This window comes from Vibrio viridaestus, from assembly GCF_003856525.1.
Lineage (GTDB): Bacteria > Pseudomonadota > Gammaproteobacteria > Enterobacterales > Vibrionaceae > Vibrio > Vibrio viridaestus.
Genome location: NZ_RJVQ01000012.1, coordinates 15,346 through 31,223, shown reverse-complemented (window position 1 = coordinate 31,223; position 15,878 = coordinate 15,346). Strand labels below are relative to the sequence as shown.

General features: G+C 42.7%; 17 protein-coding genes. 8 read left to right on the top strand and 9 right to left on the bottom strand.

What is annotated here, in order from left to right; translation table 11 throughout:
- Positions 1 to 7: 7 nt before the first annotated feature.
- Together araA and EES38_RS18990 are read right to left on the bottom strand one after the other, a co-directional pair.
- Positions 8 to 1,510, bottom strand: a complete 1,503-nt coding sequence (gene araA / locus EES38_RS18995) for an L-arabinose isomerase (RefSeq protein ID WP_124938797.1) — start codon at positions 1,508 to 1,510, stop codon at positions 8 to 10.
- A gap of 9 nt (positions 1,511 to 1,519) precedes the next feature.
- Entirely contained in the window at positions 1,520 to 2,278 is a 759-nt protein-coding gene (locus tag EES38_RS18990; protein ID WP_124938883.1) for an L-ribulose-5-phosphate 4-epimerase, read from the bottom strand.
- 478 nt (positions 2,279 to 2,756) lie between these two features.
- Between EES38_RS18990 and EES38_RS18985 the strand changes: the two genes are divergently transcribed.
- The 3 genes from EES38_RS18985 to araH all read left to right on the top strand — a co-directional run bounded on the left by EES38_RS18985 (position 2,757) and on the right by araH (position 6,354).
- Positions 2,757 to 3,761 carry an arabinose ABC transporter substrate-binding protein gene (locus EES38_RS18985; protein WP_124938796.1) on the top strand — a complete coding sequence of 335 codons (1,005 nt, stop codon included), beginning with the start codon at positions 2,757 to 2,759 and terminating at the stop codon, positions 3,759 to 3,761.
- Between the two features lie 75 nt (positions 3,762 to 3,836).
- Positions 3,837 to 5,351 carry an L-arabinose ABC transporter ATP-binding protein AraG gene (araG, locus tag EES38_RS18980; protein ID WP_124938795.1) on the top strand — a complete coding sequence of 505 codons (1,515 nt, stop codon included), beginning with the start codon at positions 3,837 to 3,839 and terminating at the stop codon, positions 5,349 to 5,351.
- Positions 5,352 to 5,364: 13 nt separating this feature from the next.
- Entirely contained in the window at positions 5,365 to 6,354 is a 990-nt protein-coding gene (araH, locus tag EES38_RS18975; protein ID WP_124938794.1) for an L-arabinose ABC transporter permease AraH, read from the top strand.
- 160 nt (positions 6,355 to 6,514) lie between these two features.
- Here the strand turns inward: araH and EES38_RS18970 are convergent, their stop codons facing one another.
- From EES38_RS18970 to ftnA, 4 genes are all read right to left on the bottom strand, one after another.
- Entirely contained in the window at positions 6,515 to 6,925 is a 411-nt protein-coding gene (locus EES38_RS18970; RefSeq protein ID WP_124938793.1) for a hypothetical protein, read from the bottom strand.
- Positions 6,926 to 7,019: 94 nt separating this feature from the next.
- Entirely contained in the window at positions 7,020 to 8,207 is a 1,188-nt protein-coding gene (locus tag EES38_RS18965; protein WP_124938792.1) for a BaiN/RdsA family NAD(P)/FAD-dependent oxidoreductase, read from the bottom strand.
- 99 nt (positions 8,208 to 8,306) lie between these two features.
- Entirely contained in the window at positions 8,307 to 8,630 is a 324-nt protein-coding gene (gene uspB, locus EES38_RS18960) for a universal stress protein UspB (protein ID WP_124938791.1), read from the bottom strand.
- Between the two features lie 73 nt (positions 8,631 to 8,703).
- Positions 8,704 to 9,231 (bottom strand): non-heme ferritin, encoded by a 528-nt coding sequence (gene ftnA, locus EES38_RS18955; RefSeq protein WP_124938790.1) that lies wholly within the window; start codon positions 9,229 to 9,231, stop codon positions 8,704 to 8,706.
- Between the two features lie 166 nt (positions 9,232 to 9,397).
- On the opposite strand from ftnA, the gene EES38_RS18950 reads away from it, so the two are divergent.
- Both EES38_RS18950 and EES38_RS18945 read left to right on the top strand, forming a co-directional pair.
- Entirely contained in the window at positions 9,398 to 9,826 is a 429-nt protein-coding gene (locus EES38_RS18950; protein WP_124938789.1) for a universal stress protein, read from the top strand.
- A gap of 62 nt (positions 9,827 to 9,888) precedes the next feature.
- Complete coding sequence (locus tag EES38_RS18945; protein WP_124938788.1) at positions 9,889 to 10,767, top strand: carboxylate/amino acid/amine transporter; 879 nt, start codon at positions 9,889 to 9,891, stop codon at positions 10,765 to 10,767.
- Between the two features lie 47 nt (positions 10,768 to 10,814).
- Here the strand turns inward: EES38_RS18945 and EES38_RS18940 are convergent, their stop codons facing one another.
- Both EES38_RS18940 and EES38_RS18935 read right to left on the bottom strand, forming a co-directional pair.
- The gene (locus tag EES38_RS18940) at positions 10,815 to 11,150 is read right to left on the bottom strand and encodes a hypothetical protein (RefSeq protein ID WP_124938787.1); all 336 of its coding nucleotides are present in this window, start codon (positions 11,148 to 11,150) and stop codon (positions 10,815 to 10,817) included.
- A gap of 69 nt (positions 11,151 to 11,219) precedes the next feature.
- On the bottom strand, positions 11,220 to 11,996 hold the full coding sequence (locus tag EES38_RS18935; protein ID WP_124938786.1) for a class I SAM-dependent methyltransferase: 777 nt from the start codon (positions 11,994 to 11,996) through the stop codon (positions 11,220 to 11,222).
- Positions 11,997 to 12,122: 126 nt separating this feature from the next.
- Between EES38_RS18935 and asnC the strand changes: the two genes are divergently transcribed.
- Positions 12,123 to 12,587, top strand: coding sequence for a transcriptional regulator AsnC (gene asnC, locus EES38_RS18930; RefSeq protein ID WP_124938785.1), 465 nt, complete (start codon positions 12,123 to 12,125; stop codon positions 12,585 to 12,587).
- A gap of 47 nt (positions 12,588 to 12,634) precedes the next feature.
- Here the strand turns inward: asnC and tsrA are convergent, their stop codons facing one another.
- On the bottom strand, positions 12,635 to 12,916 hold the full coding sequence (gene tsrA, locus EES38_RS18925) for an H-NS-like global regulator TsrA (protein WP_124938784.1): 282 nt from the start codon (positions 12,914 to 12,916) through the stop codon (positions 12,635 to 12,637).
- A 317-nt stretch (positions 12,917 to 13,233) separates the two neighbouring features.
- Here tsrA and EES38_RS18920 point away from each other — a divergent pair, with 317 nt between their 5' ends.
- Together EES38_RS18920 and betI are read left to right on the top strand one after the other, a co-directional pair.
- On the top strand, positions 13,234 to 15,015 hold the full coding sequence (locus EES38_RS18920) for an aminopeptidase P family protein (RefSeq protein ID WP_124938783.1): 1,782 nt from the start codon (positions 13,234 to 13,236) through the stop codon (positions 15,013 to 15,015).
- 260 nt (positions 15,016 to 15,275) lie between these two features.
- Positions 15,276 to 15,875 (top strand): transcriptional regulator BetI, encoded by a 600-nt coding sequence (betI, locus tag EES38_RS18915; RefSeq protein ID WP_124938782.1) that lies wholly within the window; start codon positions 15,276 to 15,278, stop codon positions 15,873 to 15,875.
- Positions 15,876 to 15,878: the final 3 nt, after the last annotated feature.

Below are 15,878 nucleotides of genomic sequence, written 5' to 3'. Positions count from 1 at the left end.
TAAGTCACTACTTGCGAGCAAAGCGATAGTACAAACCATTCTGCTTCAAGTTCATTTTAAACTGTTGAAGGTTCGTAGTTGAATTGTCGATCAGTGCCAATTCAATGCCCGCCATTTCAGCGTAATCAATCAATGTTTCAAGAGAGACAGATTGTGTATACACCGTATGGTGCGCACCACCTCCATAAATCCAGGCCGCCGCCGCTTTTTCTAAACTAGGTTGTGGTTCCCATAAAGCGTGAGCAACTGGAAGTTTTGGTAATGATTGTGGCGGCGTGACCGTATCAACCGCATTAACCAGCATTCTGAAACGATCACCCAAATCAATAATGGATATATTGTACGCAGGTCCTTGTGTTGCTGCAAAAATCAGACGCGGAATATCACATTTACAACCGATAGTATGACGATGAATTTGTAATGATGGTTTTTTCGCTGCAATCGAAGGACAGACTTCAAGCATATGAGCACCAAGAACTTGGCTCTTCTCACCGAAGTTATAGGTGTAGTCTTCCATAAATGAAGTCCCACCCGCTTTGCCTTTACCCATGACTTTGGTAATACGAGTCATCGCAGACGTTTTCCAGTCACCTTCACCACCGTAACCGTACCCTTTAGCCATCAGACGTTGTGTAGCAAGGCCAGGAAGATTCGATACGCCGGTAAGGTTCTCAAAAGTATTAGTGAATGCGAATGCGCCAACCGATGTAAGGAAGCGTTCCATACCAGCCTCAAGACGAGCTTCCTGTTGCATCAGCTTCAACAACGCAGGATCGCTATAAAGGACCGGATCAACTTCGTAAACAGAAGCATATTCATCAAGTAGCGCCGAAACCTCCCCATCACTAACATCATTAATCGTATCGCTTAGCTCACCAAGTCCATAGCCATGCACTTCATAACCAAATTGGATTTGAGCCGACACTTTGTTACCTTCAGTTACCGCAACCTGACGCATGTTGTCGCCAAATCTGGCCACTTTGAGTTGTTGACCTTCCTGAATACCAACAGCAGCACGACACCAATCGTCGATCTGTTTGTGTACATCTGAGTTGGCCCAGTGACCAACAACGACTTTGCGGTCGATATCTAAACGGGTACCAATAAAACCAAACTCACGACATCCATGAGCACTCTGATTGAGGTTCATGAAGTCCATGTCGATATCGTCCCAAGGCAATGCTGCATTAAACTGAGTATGCAAATGCAGGAACGGTTTATTCAATTGACTCAGACCACCGATCCACATTTTGGCTGGAGAGAATGTATGCATCCACAGAATCAGGCCGACACAATCTGGGTCATTATTGGCAAGACGGCACACATTCAGAATTTCATCCGGCGTTTTCACGGTGCCTTTATCGATAACGGGTACTGAAATCGATTCAGCTTGATTCAGACCATGCACTATCTCTTGGCTATTTTTCGCTACACTTTCTAATGTCTTTGGTCCATATAGATGCTGAGAGCCCGTAACAAACCAAACTTGTTTCTCGTTAAACACTTTCATAACTGTCCCTTACTCTTTCTCTGATTTTTGGCCGTAGTAAGCATTTTTTCCGTGCTTTCTCAGGTAATGCTTATCCAACAGGGCTTGATTGATATGACTAACGTTAGGATTAATCTGCAGCGTCTTTAACGCCATAGAGGCAATGGTTTCGAGCACAACGGCATTGTGCACCGCATTGTGAGCATCTTTACCCCAGCTAAAAGGTCCATGCTCTTTCACGATGATGCCGGGAATAGCCATCGGGTCGGTTTCACCGATTGTTTCGATAATAACTTTCCCAGTATTAAGCTCGTATTGTTCTGCAATTTCTGCGTCACTTAACGCTCTGGTACACGGTACATTGCCGTAAAAATAATCGGCATGCGTGGTCCCAAGAGCTGGGATAGGTACTCCAGCCTGTGCCCAGGATGTGGCATTTGAAGAATGGGTATGCACAACACCACCAATATCTGGATAGGCTTTGTACAGTTCAATATGGGTGTCGGTATCTGACGATGGGTTTAATTCACCTTCGATGATTTTGCCATCTAAATCGACTACGACCATTTTCTCCGGAGTGAGCTTCTCGTATTCGACACCACTAGGCTTAATCACAACTAAGCCCGATTTATGGTCAATACCCGACACATTTCCCCAGGTAAAAGTCACTAAGTTATATTTCTGCAGATCCATATTGGCCTGCCACACCTTTTGTCTAAGGATACTCAGCCTAGATTTAAGCTCCGAATCGAGACCAATGGGTGCGCTAAATGTCACTTCACTATTCATTGTCACTACTCTCCAACGAGTCATACCGTTGATGATGAATGCAGCTATTCCTGACATCCTCAGATTTGCTCAAAAGACATTTTCCGAATCGAGATAGTGAGGAAAAGGAAACCACTGCAAAACGCTTTATCACATTTATAGCGGTAAGTGTTGCGGGAGGACATGATCATGCTGGCTAAAAATATGGACAAATGCGTTACGAGTATTTTTGTGTGATAAGACTAATAAAACGCCACAGGCGCTTATAAAACCAACAAATTACGTGAAATATTTACTCCAAACCTATGAAATAAGCATTTCATATGCAGCATGGTGAGCTTAAATGGGATCTGCATCATAGCCAGTTAGGCTATATACATGGATAAAATTGCTACATTTTTCTGGTGTGATTTTCATCACTTCAATCAATAGTTACTTCAACAAATAATGATTTCGAAACAAACCCTACATACTTATAAAAAGTGGATGGAATAGCACTATGAAGACGATTAAAAAAACGCTCGCTGTCGCTGCTTTAACTGGCGCTGCACTATTAAGTGCTTCTGCTCATGCTTTTTTTGGAAGCAATGATGACGAACTTAAACTTGGCTACTTAGTGAAACAACCTGAAGAGCCTTGGTTCCAAACAGAATGGAGCTTTGCGGAAAAAGCCGGCGAAAAATATGGCTTTGAAGTAATCAAAATGGCCGTACCGGATGGAGAGAAAACACTTAACGCAATCGACACTCTCGCAGCCAGTGGCGCGAAAGGTTTTGTTATCTGTACTCCTGACCCTAAATTAGGTCCAGCGATTATGGCCAAAGCAAAAAGCTATGACCTCAAAGTCATCACCGTCGACGATCAGTTTCTGAACGCGAAAGGCGAACCAATGAAAGATGTTCCGTTGGTGATGATGGCAGCAAGTGAAATTGGCTATCGTCAAGGACAAGAACTGTATAAAGAAATGAGCAAACGCGGCTGGGATCCAAAAGAATCGGCAGTCATGGCGATTACTGCTGACGAACTTGATACAGCTCGTCGCCGCGTTGATGGCTCAGTGAAAGCACTGAAAGAAGCGGGTTTCCCAGCCGACCAAATTTATCGCGTCCCAACCAAAACCAACGATATCCCGGGTGCTTTAGACGCAGCTAACTCCCTTCTTGTTCAGTATCCAGCTGTTAAACACTGGCTTGTGGTTGGTATGAATGACAACACAGTTCTTGGTGGCATTCGAGCAACTGAAGGTCAAGGATTTAACGCAGAAAACGTTATCGGCATTGGTATCAACGGTGTGGATGCTGTTAACGAACTCGCTAAAGCGAAACCAACCGGTTTCTACGGCTCTCTTTTACCAAGTCCTGACGTACATGGATTCAAGAGCATCGAATCCCTTTATAAATGGGTAAAAGATGATGTTGAACCTAACAAGTTCGTCGAAGTAACAGACGTCGTTCTGATTACAAGAGACAACTACAAAGCGGAATTAGAGAAAAAAGGACTTTAACTTTCGTTCCCGTATAGCGGCATGGACAGCACACCATGCGACATGCCGCTGCTTTAGTATACAGGAGGCCAGATTATGGCTACTTCACCCTCTTACTTAGAATTTTGCCAGATTTCCAAACACTTTCCGGGTGTTAAGGCGTTATCTAACATCAGTTTTCGTGCAGATAGTGGCAGTGTTCATGCTCTGATGGGAGAAAATGGCGCAGGAAAATCAACCCTGCTAAAAATACTCAGCGGGCTCTACCAGCCAACTGAAGGACACATCAAAGTTGATGATAAACAATATGCATTTTCTAATGCGGTTGATGCATTAGAGCAAGGTATCGCCATCATTTATCAGGAGCTGAATCTGGTTCCAGAATTAAGTGTGGCAGAGAACATCTATCTCGGACAACTGCCAACCAAAGGTGGCAAAGTAGACACCGATACACTGAACAAGAATGCCCGTATCCAGTTAGAACGATTGGGCGAAGATTTTGACCCTTCTCGCCCACTAAAAGAATTTTCTATTGGTCAGTGGCAGATGGTCGAAATTGCAAAAGCGCTAAGCCGCAATGCAAAAATTATTGCGTTTGATGAGCCCACAAGTAGCTTGTCTCAACGCGAAATTGAAAACCTATTCAAAGTGATCAGAGAACTGCGTGACAGCGGCAAGATCATTCTTTATGTATCACACCGCATGGAAGAGATTTTTGAGCTTTGTGATGCGATTACAATTTTTAAAGACGGAACTCACGTTCAAACCTTCACCGATCTCAACACATTGACACAGGATCGCCTGGTCGAGTTGATGGTTGGCCGTGAAATCAACGACATCTTCAATTATCGCTCAAGAGAATATGGCGATAGCGGGCTGAGACTCGACAATATTCAAGGTCCAGGACTGTCATCTCCACTGTCTCTTGAGATACGTAAAGGTGAAATTCTTGGTCTGTTCGGATTAGTCGGTGCTGGCCGCACAGAATTGACTCGCCTCGTCTTTGGCGCTGAAAAGCCCGAATCCGGAGATGTATACGTATTTGGCGAGAAAGCACGCATAAAAACCCCTAAAGATGCCATCAAGGCAGGTATAACGCTTTGCCCTGAAGACCGAAAAGCTGATGGTATCGTCCCCATTCTGTCTGTGCAGGAAAACGCCAATATCAGTGCGCGACCTAACTTTCTTAAATTAGGTGGCGTGATCAATGATGGTTGGGAACGAGAAAATGCCGCTTCTCAATGCAGTGCACTTAATGTCAAAGCAGCCAATCTGGCTCAGGCCATCGGTGAACTCTCTGGCGGTAACCAACAAAAAGTCATACTGGCTCGTTGGCTATCCACCGATATGAAAGTCATTCTACTTGATGAGCCAACACGAGGTATCGATGTTGGTGCTAAATCTGAAATTTATGAACTGATATTTAAACTCGCTGAAAACGGTGTCGCCGTGCTGGTTATCTCCAGTGACTTACCTGAGGTTTTGGGTATTTCCGACCGGATTATGGTCATGAAAGATGGCGCGGTTACAGGTGAACTACAACGTTCTGAGTTTAATGAGCAAACTGCATTGCGCTTGGCCATGCTAGGAACAAAACATGCAGCTGCCTAAGAGGAAAGATCCTATGACTACTACAAGTACTACGAAATTCGATAAGAGTGAGAAAAAATCGTCGTTCGATTTATCTCACATCTGGGATAGATTTGGCATGCTCATGGTCTTTGCAGGCTTGTTTTTACTATGCGCATTTTTTGTCCCTTACTTTGCAACCTTTATCAATATGAAAGGCTTAGGCCTGGCGATATCCATGAGTGGAATGGTCGCTTGTGCCATGCTGTTCTGCTTGGCTTGTGGCGACCTTGACCTGTCTGTTGCGTCAGTCATCGCCTGTGCTGGTGTGGTCACCGCCGTCGCTATCAACGCAACTGGCAGTGTCGTACTGGGTATTGGAGCAGGTCTGCTGTCAGGTGTGGCATTCGGTCTGCTTAATGGCTTTGTTATTGCGAAGCTGCAGGTAAATGCCCTAATCACAACATTGGCAACGATGCAGATCGCGCGTGGTCTTGGCTACATCATCTCCGACGGTAAAGCAGTTGGTATCACTGAGGAAAGCTTCTTTGCTCTGGGTAACTCCTCTATCGTGGGTATTCCAACCCCAATCTGGCTTACCATCATCACGTTCGCTGTGTTTGCATTCCTACTGAATAAAACCGTTTATGGTCGCAACACGCTAGCGATTGGTGGTAACGAGGATGCAGCAAAACTGGCTGGTGTGAATGTAGTAAAAACCAAAATGCTCATCTTCACCGTATCCGGTTTTATCTCCGCCTTAGCTGGCGTCATTCTGGCAGCTCGAATGACCAGTGGACAGCCAATGACCTCGGTCGGTTTTGAGCTAGTCGTTATCTCTGCCTGTGTTCTTGGCGGTGTATCACTCAAAGGTGGTGTAGGTAAAGTGTCCTACGTTATCGCTGGGGTTCTGATTCTGGGAACGGTAGAAAACGCAATGAACCTTCTCAATATGTCTCCGTTCGCTCAATACGTAGTTCGTGGTGCCATCTTACTCGCAGCGGTTATCTTCGACCGTTACAAACAGGCGTCACGCAAAGTGTAAAAGTTTAGACATGTGGTATTTAATGCTCAAATGATGGCATTTCCCTTGGGATCTCGTATCTCAAGGGACTTTTTTTATGGCTAAGAATATTCCTCATCGCCCCATAGACAACTCGGTTTAACATCATAAAAGCAATTAAAATACAATAAGTTATATTATTTCATTCCACTTTATAGATTTCGACACTGCCCACTTTCCTTCCCTCAGCTTTACCACCGTGATGGTAATAAGGTCTACGAAAACAAAATTGAGTTTCAGTGTTATCTGTAATAAATACATATTCAATTTTAGCTCTCTTAAACGTAGCAATAGCAGCTTTAATCGCAGCTTCTGGAGAATAGAAAATCTGGTCCTCTTTTTGTAGGTTACCACTTTGTCTCAGTATCCTAACAAGGTACTTACCTTCAGTATGCAAGTTGGTTACTTTCAATAGTTGTTCCAAATAAACGACGCTGTCATCATCAGGATCATCAAGCTGTTTTTCTCTTCTGAAAACTACGGCCATTGAGATTCCAGCAAGTACTATGGCTCCGACGTATCCTACAACCTGATTTATTTGATCTGCATCCATAGGTACCTCCCATTTCTTGAAGTATTTTTCAGCGGGAAATGCTCAACTAAACTCACACAAAGAAGAAACACTCCTCTAACTTTTGAAATTTAGATCAAACCCACTGCCCTGCGACCCAGCCGGATGACCATGCCCATTGGAAATTGTAGCCTCCGAGCCAACCGGTGACATCCATCACTTCACCGATAAAGAACAGCCCTTTAACTGATTTACACTCCATGGTTTTTGATGAAAGCGCATCGGTATCAACGCCACCTAAAGTCACCTCTGCCGTACGATAGCCCTCGGTACTATTCGGGATAATCGTCCATGCGGATAACGTATCGACAATCGACTGTAGCTCACGTGGATTAAACTGCTTAAGCGGCTTATCTTCTAAGTCTTTACGTTCGATAAGTACCTCAACAACCCTTTTAGGTAATACCTTCGCTAAGGTATTTTTCAGAGTTTGATTGGGATGCTTTTCTCGTGATCGCTCAAGTAAGAGCGAGATATCATCATCAGGAACCAAATCAACAGTAACGGGTTGGCCTGGTTTCCAGTAGGAAGAAATTTGCAGTACAGACGGACCAGACAAACCTCGATGGGTAAACAGAAGCGCTTCTTTAAACGAAGTACCATCCTCTGCGGTCATCACAACCGGAATCGCAACACCAGATAATGGAGCAAACTGCTCTTTATCTTCTTTATGCAGAGTGAATGGAACCAGTCCGGCACAGGTAGGATGTACTTTCAGTCCAAAGCTTTCGGCCACCTTGTAACCAAAAGGTGTTGCACCTAATTTTGGCATTGATAAGCCACCCGTGGCAACCACCAGTGATTCACATTCGATCTCAATGCCATTGGCAAGAAAACGAAAGCCTGACTCGGTTTTTTCAATGTTCTGGATATCCACTTGATAGCGAAAATCGATGGTTGGCAGACGACACTCTTCCATCAGCAGGTTAACAATATCTTTTGCAGAATCGAGGCAAAACAGTTGGCCATGGTCGCGCTCTTCAAAGGCAATATCGTATTTACTGACTAAAGAGATAAAGTCCCAGTTGGTGTACTGAGAGAGCGCTGATTTCACGAAATGGCTATTGCTGCAAAGATAGTTATTGGCGGAGACATCATAATTGGTAAAGTTACAACGACCACCACCAGAAATTAGGATTTTACGTCCCGGTTTCTTCGCGTGGTCAATAACCAGCACACGTCGGCCTCTTTTCCCAGCCTGAGCAGCACACATCAATCCAGCCGCACCCGCACCAATTACCACTACATCTACTTTTTCACTCATTTCCGTCACTCAATCAGACAAAAGAAAGGATGTGCGTAGGCACATCCTTTTTAATTGGGCGTCATTTTAATCAACAAAGCCTTGCTTTGCCAACTTAGCTCATAGCAAGATACCAGCGAACATCGTCACCACCACCAAAGCACAGGACAGCACCGTGAGCTGTCTGACTTTCTCACACTTGTAGATGAATGTTTCATCATGATGATTTGCGTATTCTCGACTCTTCAAATAATGATACAGCCGCACCTGCTTAGCCACATTCGCGTGGACTTTAAAGAAACCGGGACCATCAACCTGCTGATAAAGCAACGGGTGTGCTTCACGCATGATGTATATTAATGTTCTTAATGCAGTGAGGCCTCTTGCAATATTTACAAGAGTAATAAGCATAAGCACGAATAAAATGGTATCTCCACTTATCATCTATTCCTCCCTACTTCGTCACAATAGCCAGAGAGAAAAGACGACAGTGCATCACAGTGTCTTTTCGCTGAGATTACTCAGCCTGGGCATCCATGACAGAAGATGAGCTTTTGTTTGCCATTGCCGCTAGATCTTTATCGATAAAGAACAACGCTTTTCCATCTTCACCAACAAGTTCTAACTTATCTAAAATCCCTTTGAATAACTTCTCTTCTTCATGCTGCTCTGCAACGTACCACTGAAGAAAATTAAAAGTTGAGTAATCCTGAGATGTAAAAGCAACATGAGCTAACTTATTTATATTCTGTGTAATCATCTGCTCATGCTCGTATGTTTCGCGGAACACGTCTCCTAAGCCAGAGAAGTCGTGTTTAGGCGCATCAATAGCACCTAAAATAGGCAGCGCACCAGTTTCACTTACATAAGTGAATAAACGGTGCATATGTTGCATTTCTTCCTGAGCATGAACTCGCAAAAATGCCGCTGCACCCTCGAAACCTTTATCTTCACACCAAGCACTCATTTGTAAGTATAGATTGGATGAAAAAAATTCGAGGTTAATTTGATCATTTAATTGATCAACCATGGCTTTTGATAACATATCTATCTCCAATGTGAATATATAACTCCCTAAACTATAACATGTTATGAGGTGAAACCACATGAAAGCGTAAATGACTCATTAACCTCGGAATTGAGATCCAAACAACAACATTTGTGCTACAAGACTGCTAAAGTGGAATGACTTTTCTAAAAAGGAGCGCGTTATGTGTTACAAACATATTCTCGTAGCTGTGGACTTGTCTGAAGACAGTCATCGTCTTATCGACCGAGCTGTAATGTTAGCGAAGCCGCTTGGTGCGAAGCTTTCATTTATTCATATCGATGTGAATTACGCTGAATTGTATACTGGCCTAATCGACATCAACTTAGTTGATACACAGAACCACTCAATGGAAATGGCTCAAAGCGAACTTCAAAAGTTAGAGGATTATGCTGATTATCCTATCCGTCACCGTTTAGTCGGCAGCGGCGATTTGAGCAGTGAAATTTGTGATACCGTCAACGAGTATAAAATCGACCTGGTTATTCTTGGTCATCACCAAGACTTTTGGAGTAAGCTACTTTCGTCCACTAAACTCATCCTCAACTGTTCTCCAGTTGATATTTTGGTCGTACCTCTTAAAGACGACTGACGCCAAGTCAAAACTTAGTTAAACTGCTCGCCATTATTGCTCAACATTAAACAAAAACAATTATGGCCTATTTATCTGCAGTGACCCTTCTATGGGCATTCTCATTCAGCCTGATCGGTGTTTACCTTGCCGGTCAGGTTGATTCTTGGTTTTCCGTTCTGATGCGAATTGCACTCGCTAGTCTGGTATTCCTGCCTTTCCTAAAATTTAAAGGTGTTCCAACAAAGCTTATCGCTAAACTGGCCACCATCGGTGGTATCCAGCTAGGCTTGATGTATTGCTTTTACTATAAATCGTTTGTTCTTTTGAGCGTGCCTGAAGTATTGCTGTTTTCCGTATTTACACCAATTTATGTCACGCTGATTTATGACTTACTAAAAAAACGCTTTTCTGCCTGGTATCTAGTTACTGCAGCGATCGCGGTAATTGGCGCGGTCGTGATCAAAAGAACCGATATCACCGAAAACTTTATTGTCGGTTTTCTGGTCGTACAGGGAGCGAATATTTGCTTCGCTATCGGTCAGGTCGGCTATAAGAAGATCATGGAGGATATGCAAAACAGTAAAATTGATATCCCTCATCACTCAATTTTTGGCTACTTTTATCTCGGCGCGCTAATTGTTGCAGTTATTGCCTTTGCTTTACTCGGTAATACTGAAAAATTACCGACCACCAATACGCAATGGGGGATCCTGATTTACTTAGGACTTATCGCATCAGGATTGGGCTATTTTGCATGGAATAAAGGCGCGTGTATGGTCAATGCTGGCGCGTTAGCCATTATGAATAATGTTTTAGTCCCCGCAGGATTGATCGTCAACATAGTCATCTGGAACCGCGAAATCGACCTAATAAATCTGATCGCAGGTGGAATGATCATAATGTTTTCACTGTGGTTGAATGAGACTTGGATTAAAAGAAAAGTCGAAGCCAGTTATTAAAGTACATGACAAACCCTAAAATAGAAAAAGGCCTCTCAGAGGCCTTTTTAATGAACTTTACTGGATAGTGAATACTTACTTCGTTCTATTTTTTCCACTAGCTTATCTTGTTTTTTCAATAATTTTTTTTGCTCTTTAAGCAGTTTCTTCAATTTCTTATTGCGCTTTTTCTGAGCCTTTAAGGCCTTTTTTTGCACATCAGAAACTGTCTCACTACTTTGCGCTTTTAAGTCCATTTCCATTGGCTTGCATAAAAACGAGGCCCGATTTGCAACGCGAGCACAGCTCTTACAAACGTATTTTGGCGCTTCGACCATACTCTGAATTTGTTGAATTTGACCGACGATCTCCGTGCGGCGAAACTTACACAGACTTTTACTCACACAGCACCCAGAAAGTAATAATGATTCTTATTAGCTATATACTGAGCATTGATTAAAATAGCAAGAGGATTATTTCATAGATGCTTTTACGTACACATCAAACCGATTTTTTTTAGTCTCAATCTTCATATTCGGCTCAACTCCCCCCAACACATCAGCATAGTCAGGACGCTTAACGACAACGCGCTTCTGTGCCAACTCGAGAGCAGGTGTAAGTAATTCATCTGCATCCATGTCCTTGCCCACCAGATCCTGAAAGACACGCATTTCTTTTTTAACTAATGCCGACTTTTTCTTATTCTCAGGGTGTGGATACATAGGGTCTAAATACACAACATCCGGTTTAGTAAACTGATTATCTTGAGCTAACTTGAGTAACGCATTATGGCTAGACTCATGGATTAACGTGACACGCTCTGTTACCCAAGTGCCAATTTCTTCATCTTGCTGCGCTCGTCGTAGCCCATCAGCAAGCATAGCCGCTACGACAGGATGACGTTCAACCATATAAACCTGACAACCTAGCGAAGCAAAGACAAAAGAATCTCGACCTAACCCAGCGGTCCCATCAAGTATTGTCGGTGTAACACCTTTATTCAGACCGACCGCCTTTGCAATCGACTGCCCTTTGCCACCACCGAACTTGCGGCGATGAGCCACTGCGCCAGATACCCAATCCACCGCTATAGCGCCGAGTTTGGGTTCATCCGTCTTTCTTAGTTCAATTCGTTCCCCGGTCCATACCAAAGCAAACACACTGGAGTTAGAATGCTCAAGCGCCCATTTTTCTGCGATATCATTGAGATATTGTGCGTCGCTAACCTCGGAGATGAGTTGAATTTGCACAAGAATGACTCCAACTAATTAAATAGAAATTATAATATCGGCAGAACTTATGTACCGATACCAATTATTTTTGAATAATCCAGTGGTAAACTAACCACCAATAAACGTGCCCTATAGGATAATTATATGCAATCCAACGCAGCAAAGCTGGACGACTTGGACAGAGCTATTCTCAAAATTTTAATGAATGATGCAAGAACTCCTTACGCGGAAATGGCAAAGCAGTTTAATGTAAGCCCAGCAACAATTCACGTGCGCATCGAAAAAATGAAAGCTGCGGATATTATTCAGAAAACAGAAGTCGTTGTTAATACAAAGAAACTTGGCTATGACGTCTGTTGTTTTATTGGTATCAATCTAAATGCTGCGCGCGATTATCACTCAGCACTAGAAAAACTGAATGCATTAGATGAAGTGGTAGAGGCCTACTATACAACTGGAGCCTATAATATATTTGCTAAATTAATGTGTCGTTCAATTGAAGAATTACAATATGTGTTGATCGATAAACTTCAGGCAATAGATGAAGTCCAATCAACGGAAACATTAATATCGTTGCAAAACCCGATAAACAGAAATGTTAATCCATAGCTCAGGATATATTCCTGAGCTAAAATGATATATTTATTAAATAGATATTACTTATTTAAATAGTTACGCAGGTCGTCTGCTGAAATACCTTGGGCAGCAAGTTCTTTTGCTAAAACTTCAACTTGCTCGCCTTTTCTGGATTCAATAACTTCCTCAAATTGAAATACTAAATCGCGTAGAACATGTAGTGGGACTTGTTTTGCAGCGCTTCTGATACGTTCTCCGCTCTGATTACCAAGTTCATTTAAAAGTTTACCAAACATCACCTTTTCTGGAGAGTCTTCCAGTTGCTCTAATACACGAGCCATCTCATAGGTTGTCATCGACATTCGCGTGATATCCAAGATATAAAAAATTGAAAGGGAATTATTTATGCTGATCAATATTATTTTTGTGGCAGCGCTAATATACAGTGATTACGCCACCTTATAAACAGTTTGACACACTATTTATAGTCATCAAGTTAGTAAACTGTCAATATTGGTATTCAATACGACACTTTTTTACTAATCCGCGTCCATACAATTACATTCAATTGCACGGACAAATAAAAAAGCGTAGCTTAAACTTGAAAGCAATGAATTATATAATATAGAAGAACTAAAATAATAACTCATTGTTTTTATATACAATATGGAAAATAAATATGGCAAATGCGATAACGGACAACCTGAAAAAGCTCCGAAACTGGCTGAGTGAAAGCCAATTAGATGCTTTTATCGTTCCTCATGAAGATGAGTATCTCGGTGAATACTTGCCAAAACATAATGAAAGACTTGAATGGGTATCTGGTTTTACTGGCTCTGCCGGTGCTGCAATAGTGACTCAGGACAACGCAGCGATCTTTGTAGATGGAAGATATACCGTTCAAGTAACGAAACAAACGCCAGCGGTCTGCTTTGAATATCATCATTTAATTGATGAGCCTTATCTAGACTGGCTTAAAGAACAGCTCCCTTTAGGAGCGAAGATAGGCTTTGACCCTAAAATGCATAGAGCGTCTTGGGTTAACAATGCCCAAGAAGTCCTGGCTCCAGAATACGAATTGCACCCCGTTGCAGCGAACCCGATTGACTTACTGTGGGAAAATAGACCAGAGCCGACATTATCCGACATGGTTCTGATGCCAGATGAGACATCTGGAAAAAGTAGCAAAGATAAGCGCGCATCTATCGCTAACTTATTAAAAGAGAAAGGTGCTGATAGCGCAGTTCTCACCCAGTTAGATTCGATTGGCTGGCTACTAAATATCCGCGGACTTGATGTAGCAAGACTCCCGGTTATTTTGTCTCATGCCATTATTTATCAATCGGGTGACGTAGACTACTTTATTGATGAAAGCCGTGTTGCTGATGGCTTTCATGAGCATGTAGGCGCTGGTGTAAACATATGTGCGCCAGATAGCCTAACTCAGGCTCTCGAAGCAATGAATGGTAAGAAGGTCATTCTAGACACGAGTAGCAGCAACGCTTGGTTTAAACTCCAATTGCAAAACAATGGCGCTACTATTATTGATATCGCCGATCCTTGTACGTTGCCTAAGGCTGCAAAGAATCGTGCAGAAGTGACTGGCATGAAAGCCTGCCACATTCGAGATGGAGCAGCTATGGCTCAATTTCTATGTTGGTTGGACGGACAAGTAGAGAAAAATAGTGAATTGGATGAAGCAACGCTGTCTGATCAGCTAGAGGCGTTTCGCCGTCAGGATCCAACGCTGGTTGATCTGAGTTTTGATACCATTTCGGCTGCTGCAACAAATGCTGCGATGTGTCATTACAATCACATTAATCAGCCTAAACCGGGGATTTTAAGCTTAAATTCTCTGTATTTGGTTGATTCGGGTGGTCATTATCAAGACGGAACTACCGATATCACCAGAACGGTCGCTATCGGTACTCCAACGGATGAGATGAAAACCTTATTTACACTGGTACTGAAAGGTCATATTGCGCTCGCTTCCGCTAAGTTTCCAGCAGGAACAAGCGGACATCAACTTGATGCTCTGGCTCGCCAATATTTGTGGACAAATGGTTATGACTTTGATCATGGTACAGGACATGGTGTCGGACATTGTTTAAGTGTTCACGAAGGACCACAGCGAATTAGTAAAGCACCAAATTCGGTCGCATTACTGCCTGGTATGGTGGTCTCTAACGAGCCTGGTTATTACCGTGAAAACGAGTTCGGTATTCGAATTGAAAACTTGGAACTGGTTGTGGATGTCGAAACGGCTGGCGATAAGAATATGCGTGGTTTCGAAGCTCTTACACGCTGCCCTATTGATAAGCGGGCAATACAAAAAGAACTTCTCACAGGAAGTGAGATCACATGGTTGAATCAATACCATGAACAAGTTTGGCATGATGTATCGCCGCTTGTAGAGGGAGACGTTAAAGAGTGGCTGCGTAACGCAACGTCCACCATATAAAAAGACGCTAAATGCATTTATTGGGACGTAGGTACTCAATAAATGCATTAGACCTCAAAACGAAATAACTCAAATATTTACACATCTAATTTTTATATCAGATTGTAACCAAGCGGTTGATATTTAATGTAAATATATGCGAATTTTTAAGAATTGTATCAATTAAGAACAAAATTTAATCAATAATTTATTTGAGATCTAAATAATTTTTGTGTAAGGTTTTTATTAATTAATCGTTCAATTAAAAAAATGGAGCGTATATGCCCAAGGTAGGGATGCCAGATATTCGCAAGCCGCAACTTGTCAAAGCGACGATGAACGTGATTGAAAAAGTTGGGTTACATGGTGCCAGTATTTCGTTGATCAGCAAGGAAGCAGGAGTATCAACCGGAATCATTAACCACTACTTCGGTGGTAAACACGGCTTACTGGAAGAGACAATGCGCGTTATATTGCGCGAGCACTCTAAAACCATTATGAGCGCTTTGGCCAAGCTGCCAAAGGAAGCTCACTATCAGCGAATTAACGCTATTGTTGACGGTAACTTCCTCGGCTTCCAGGCTGAAAGTGAAGTAGTCAAAACATGGCTCGCCTTCTGGTCATACTCAATGCATGACAAGCAACTGCACCGTCTGCAAAGAGTGAATGAAAAGCGTCTGATATCCCATTTAAAAATTGAACTCAAACAACTATTACCGAAAGAACAAGTTTGCCTCGTCGCACATGGTATAGCGGCTCTTATTGATGGTATCTGGATTCGTGGAGCATTAAATCCCAAAGGGATCGACTCAACACAAGCCAGAAACATCATTAACGATTACTTAGACAAACAACTTTCTTTTTACAGTGACAACCACTGAGGT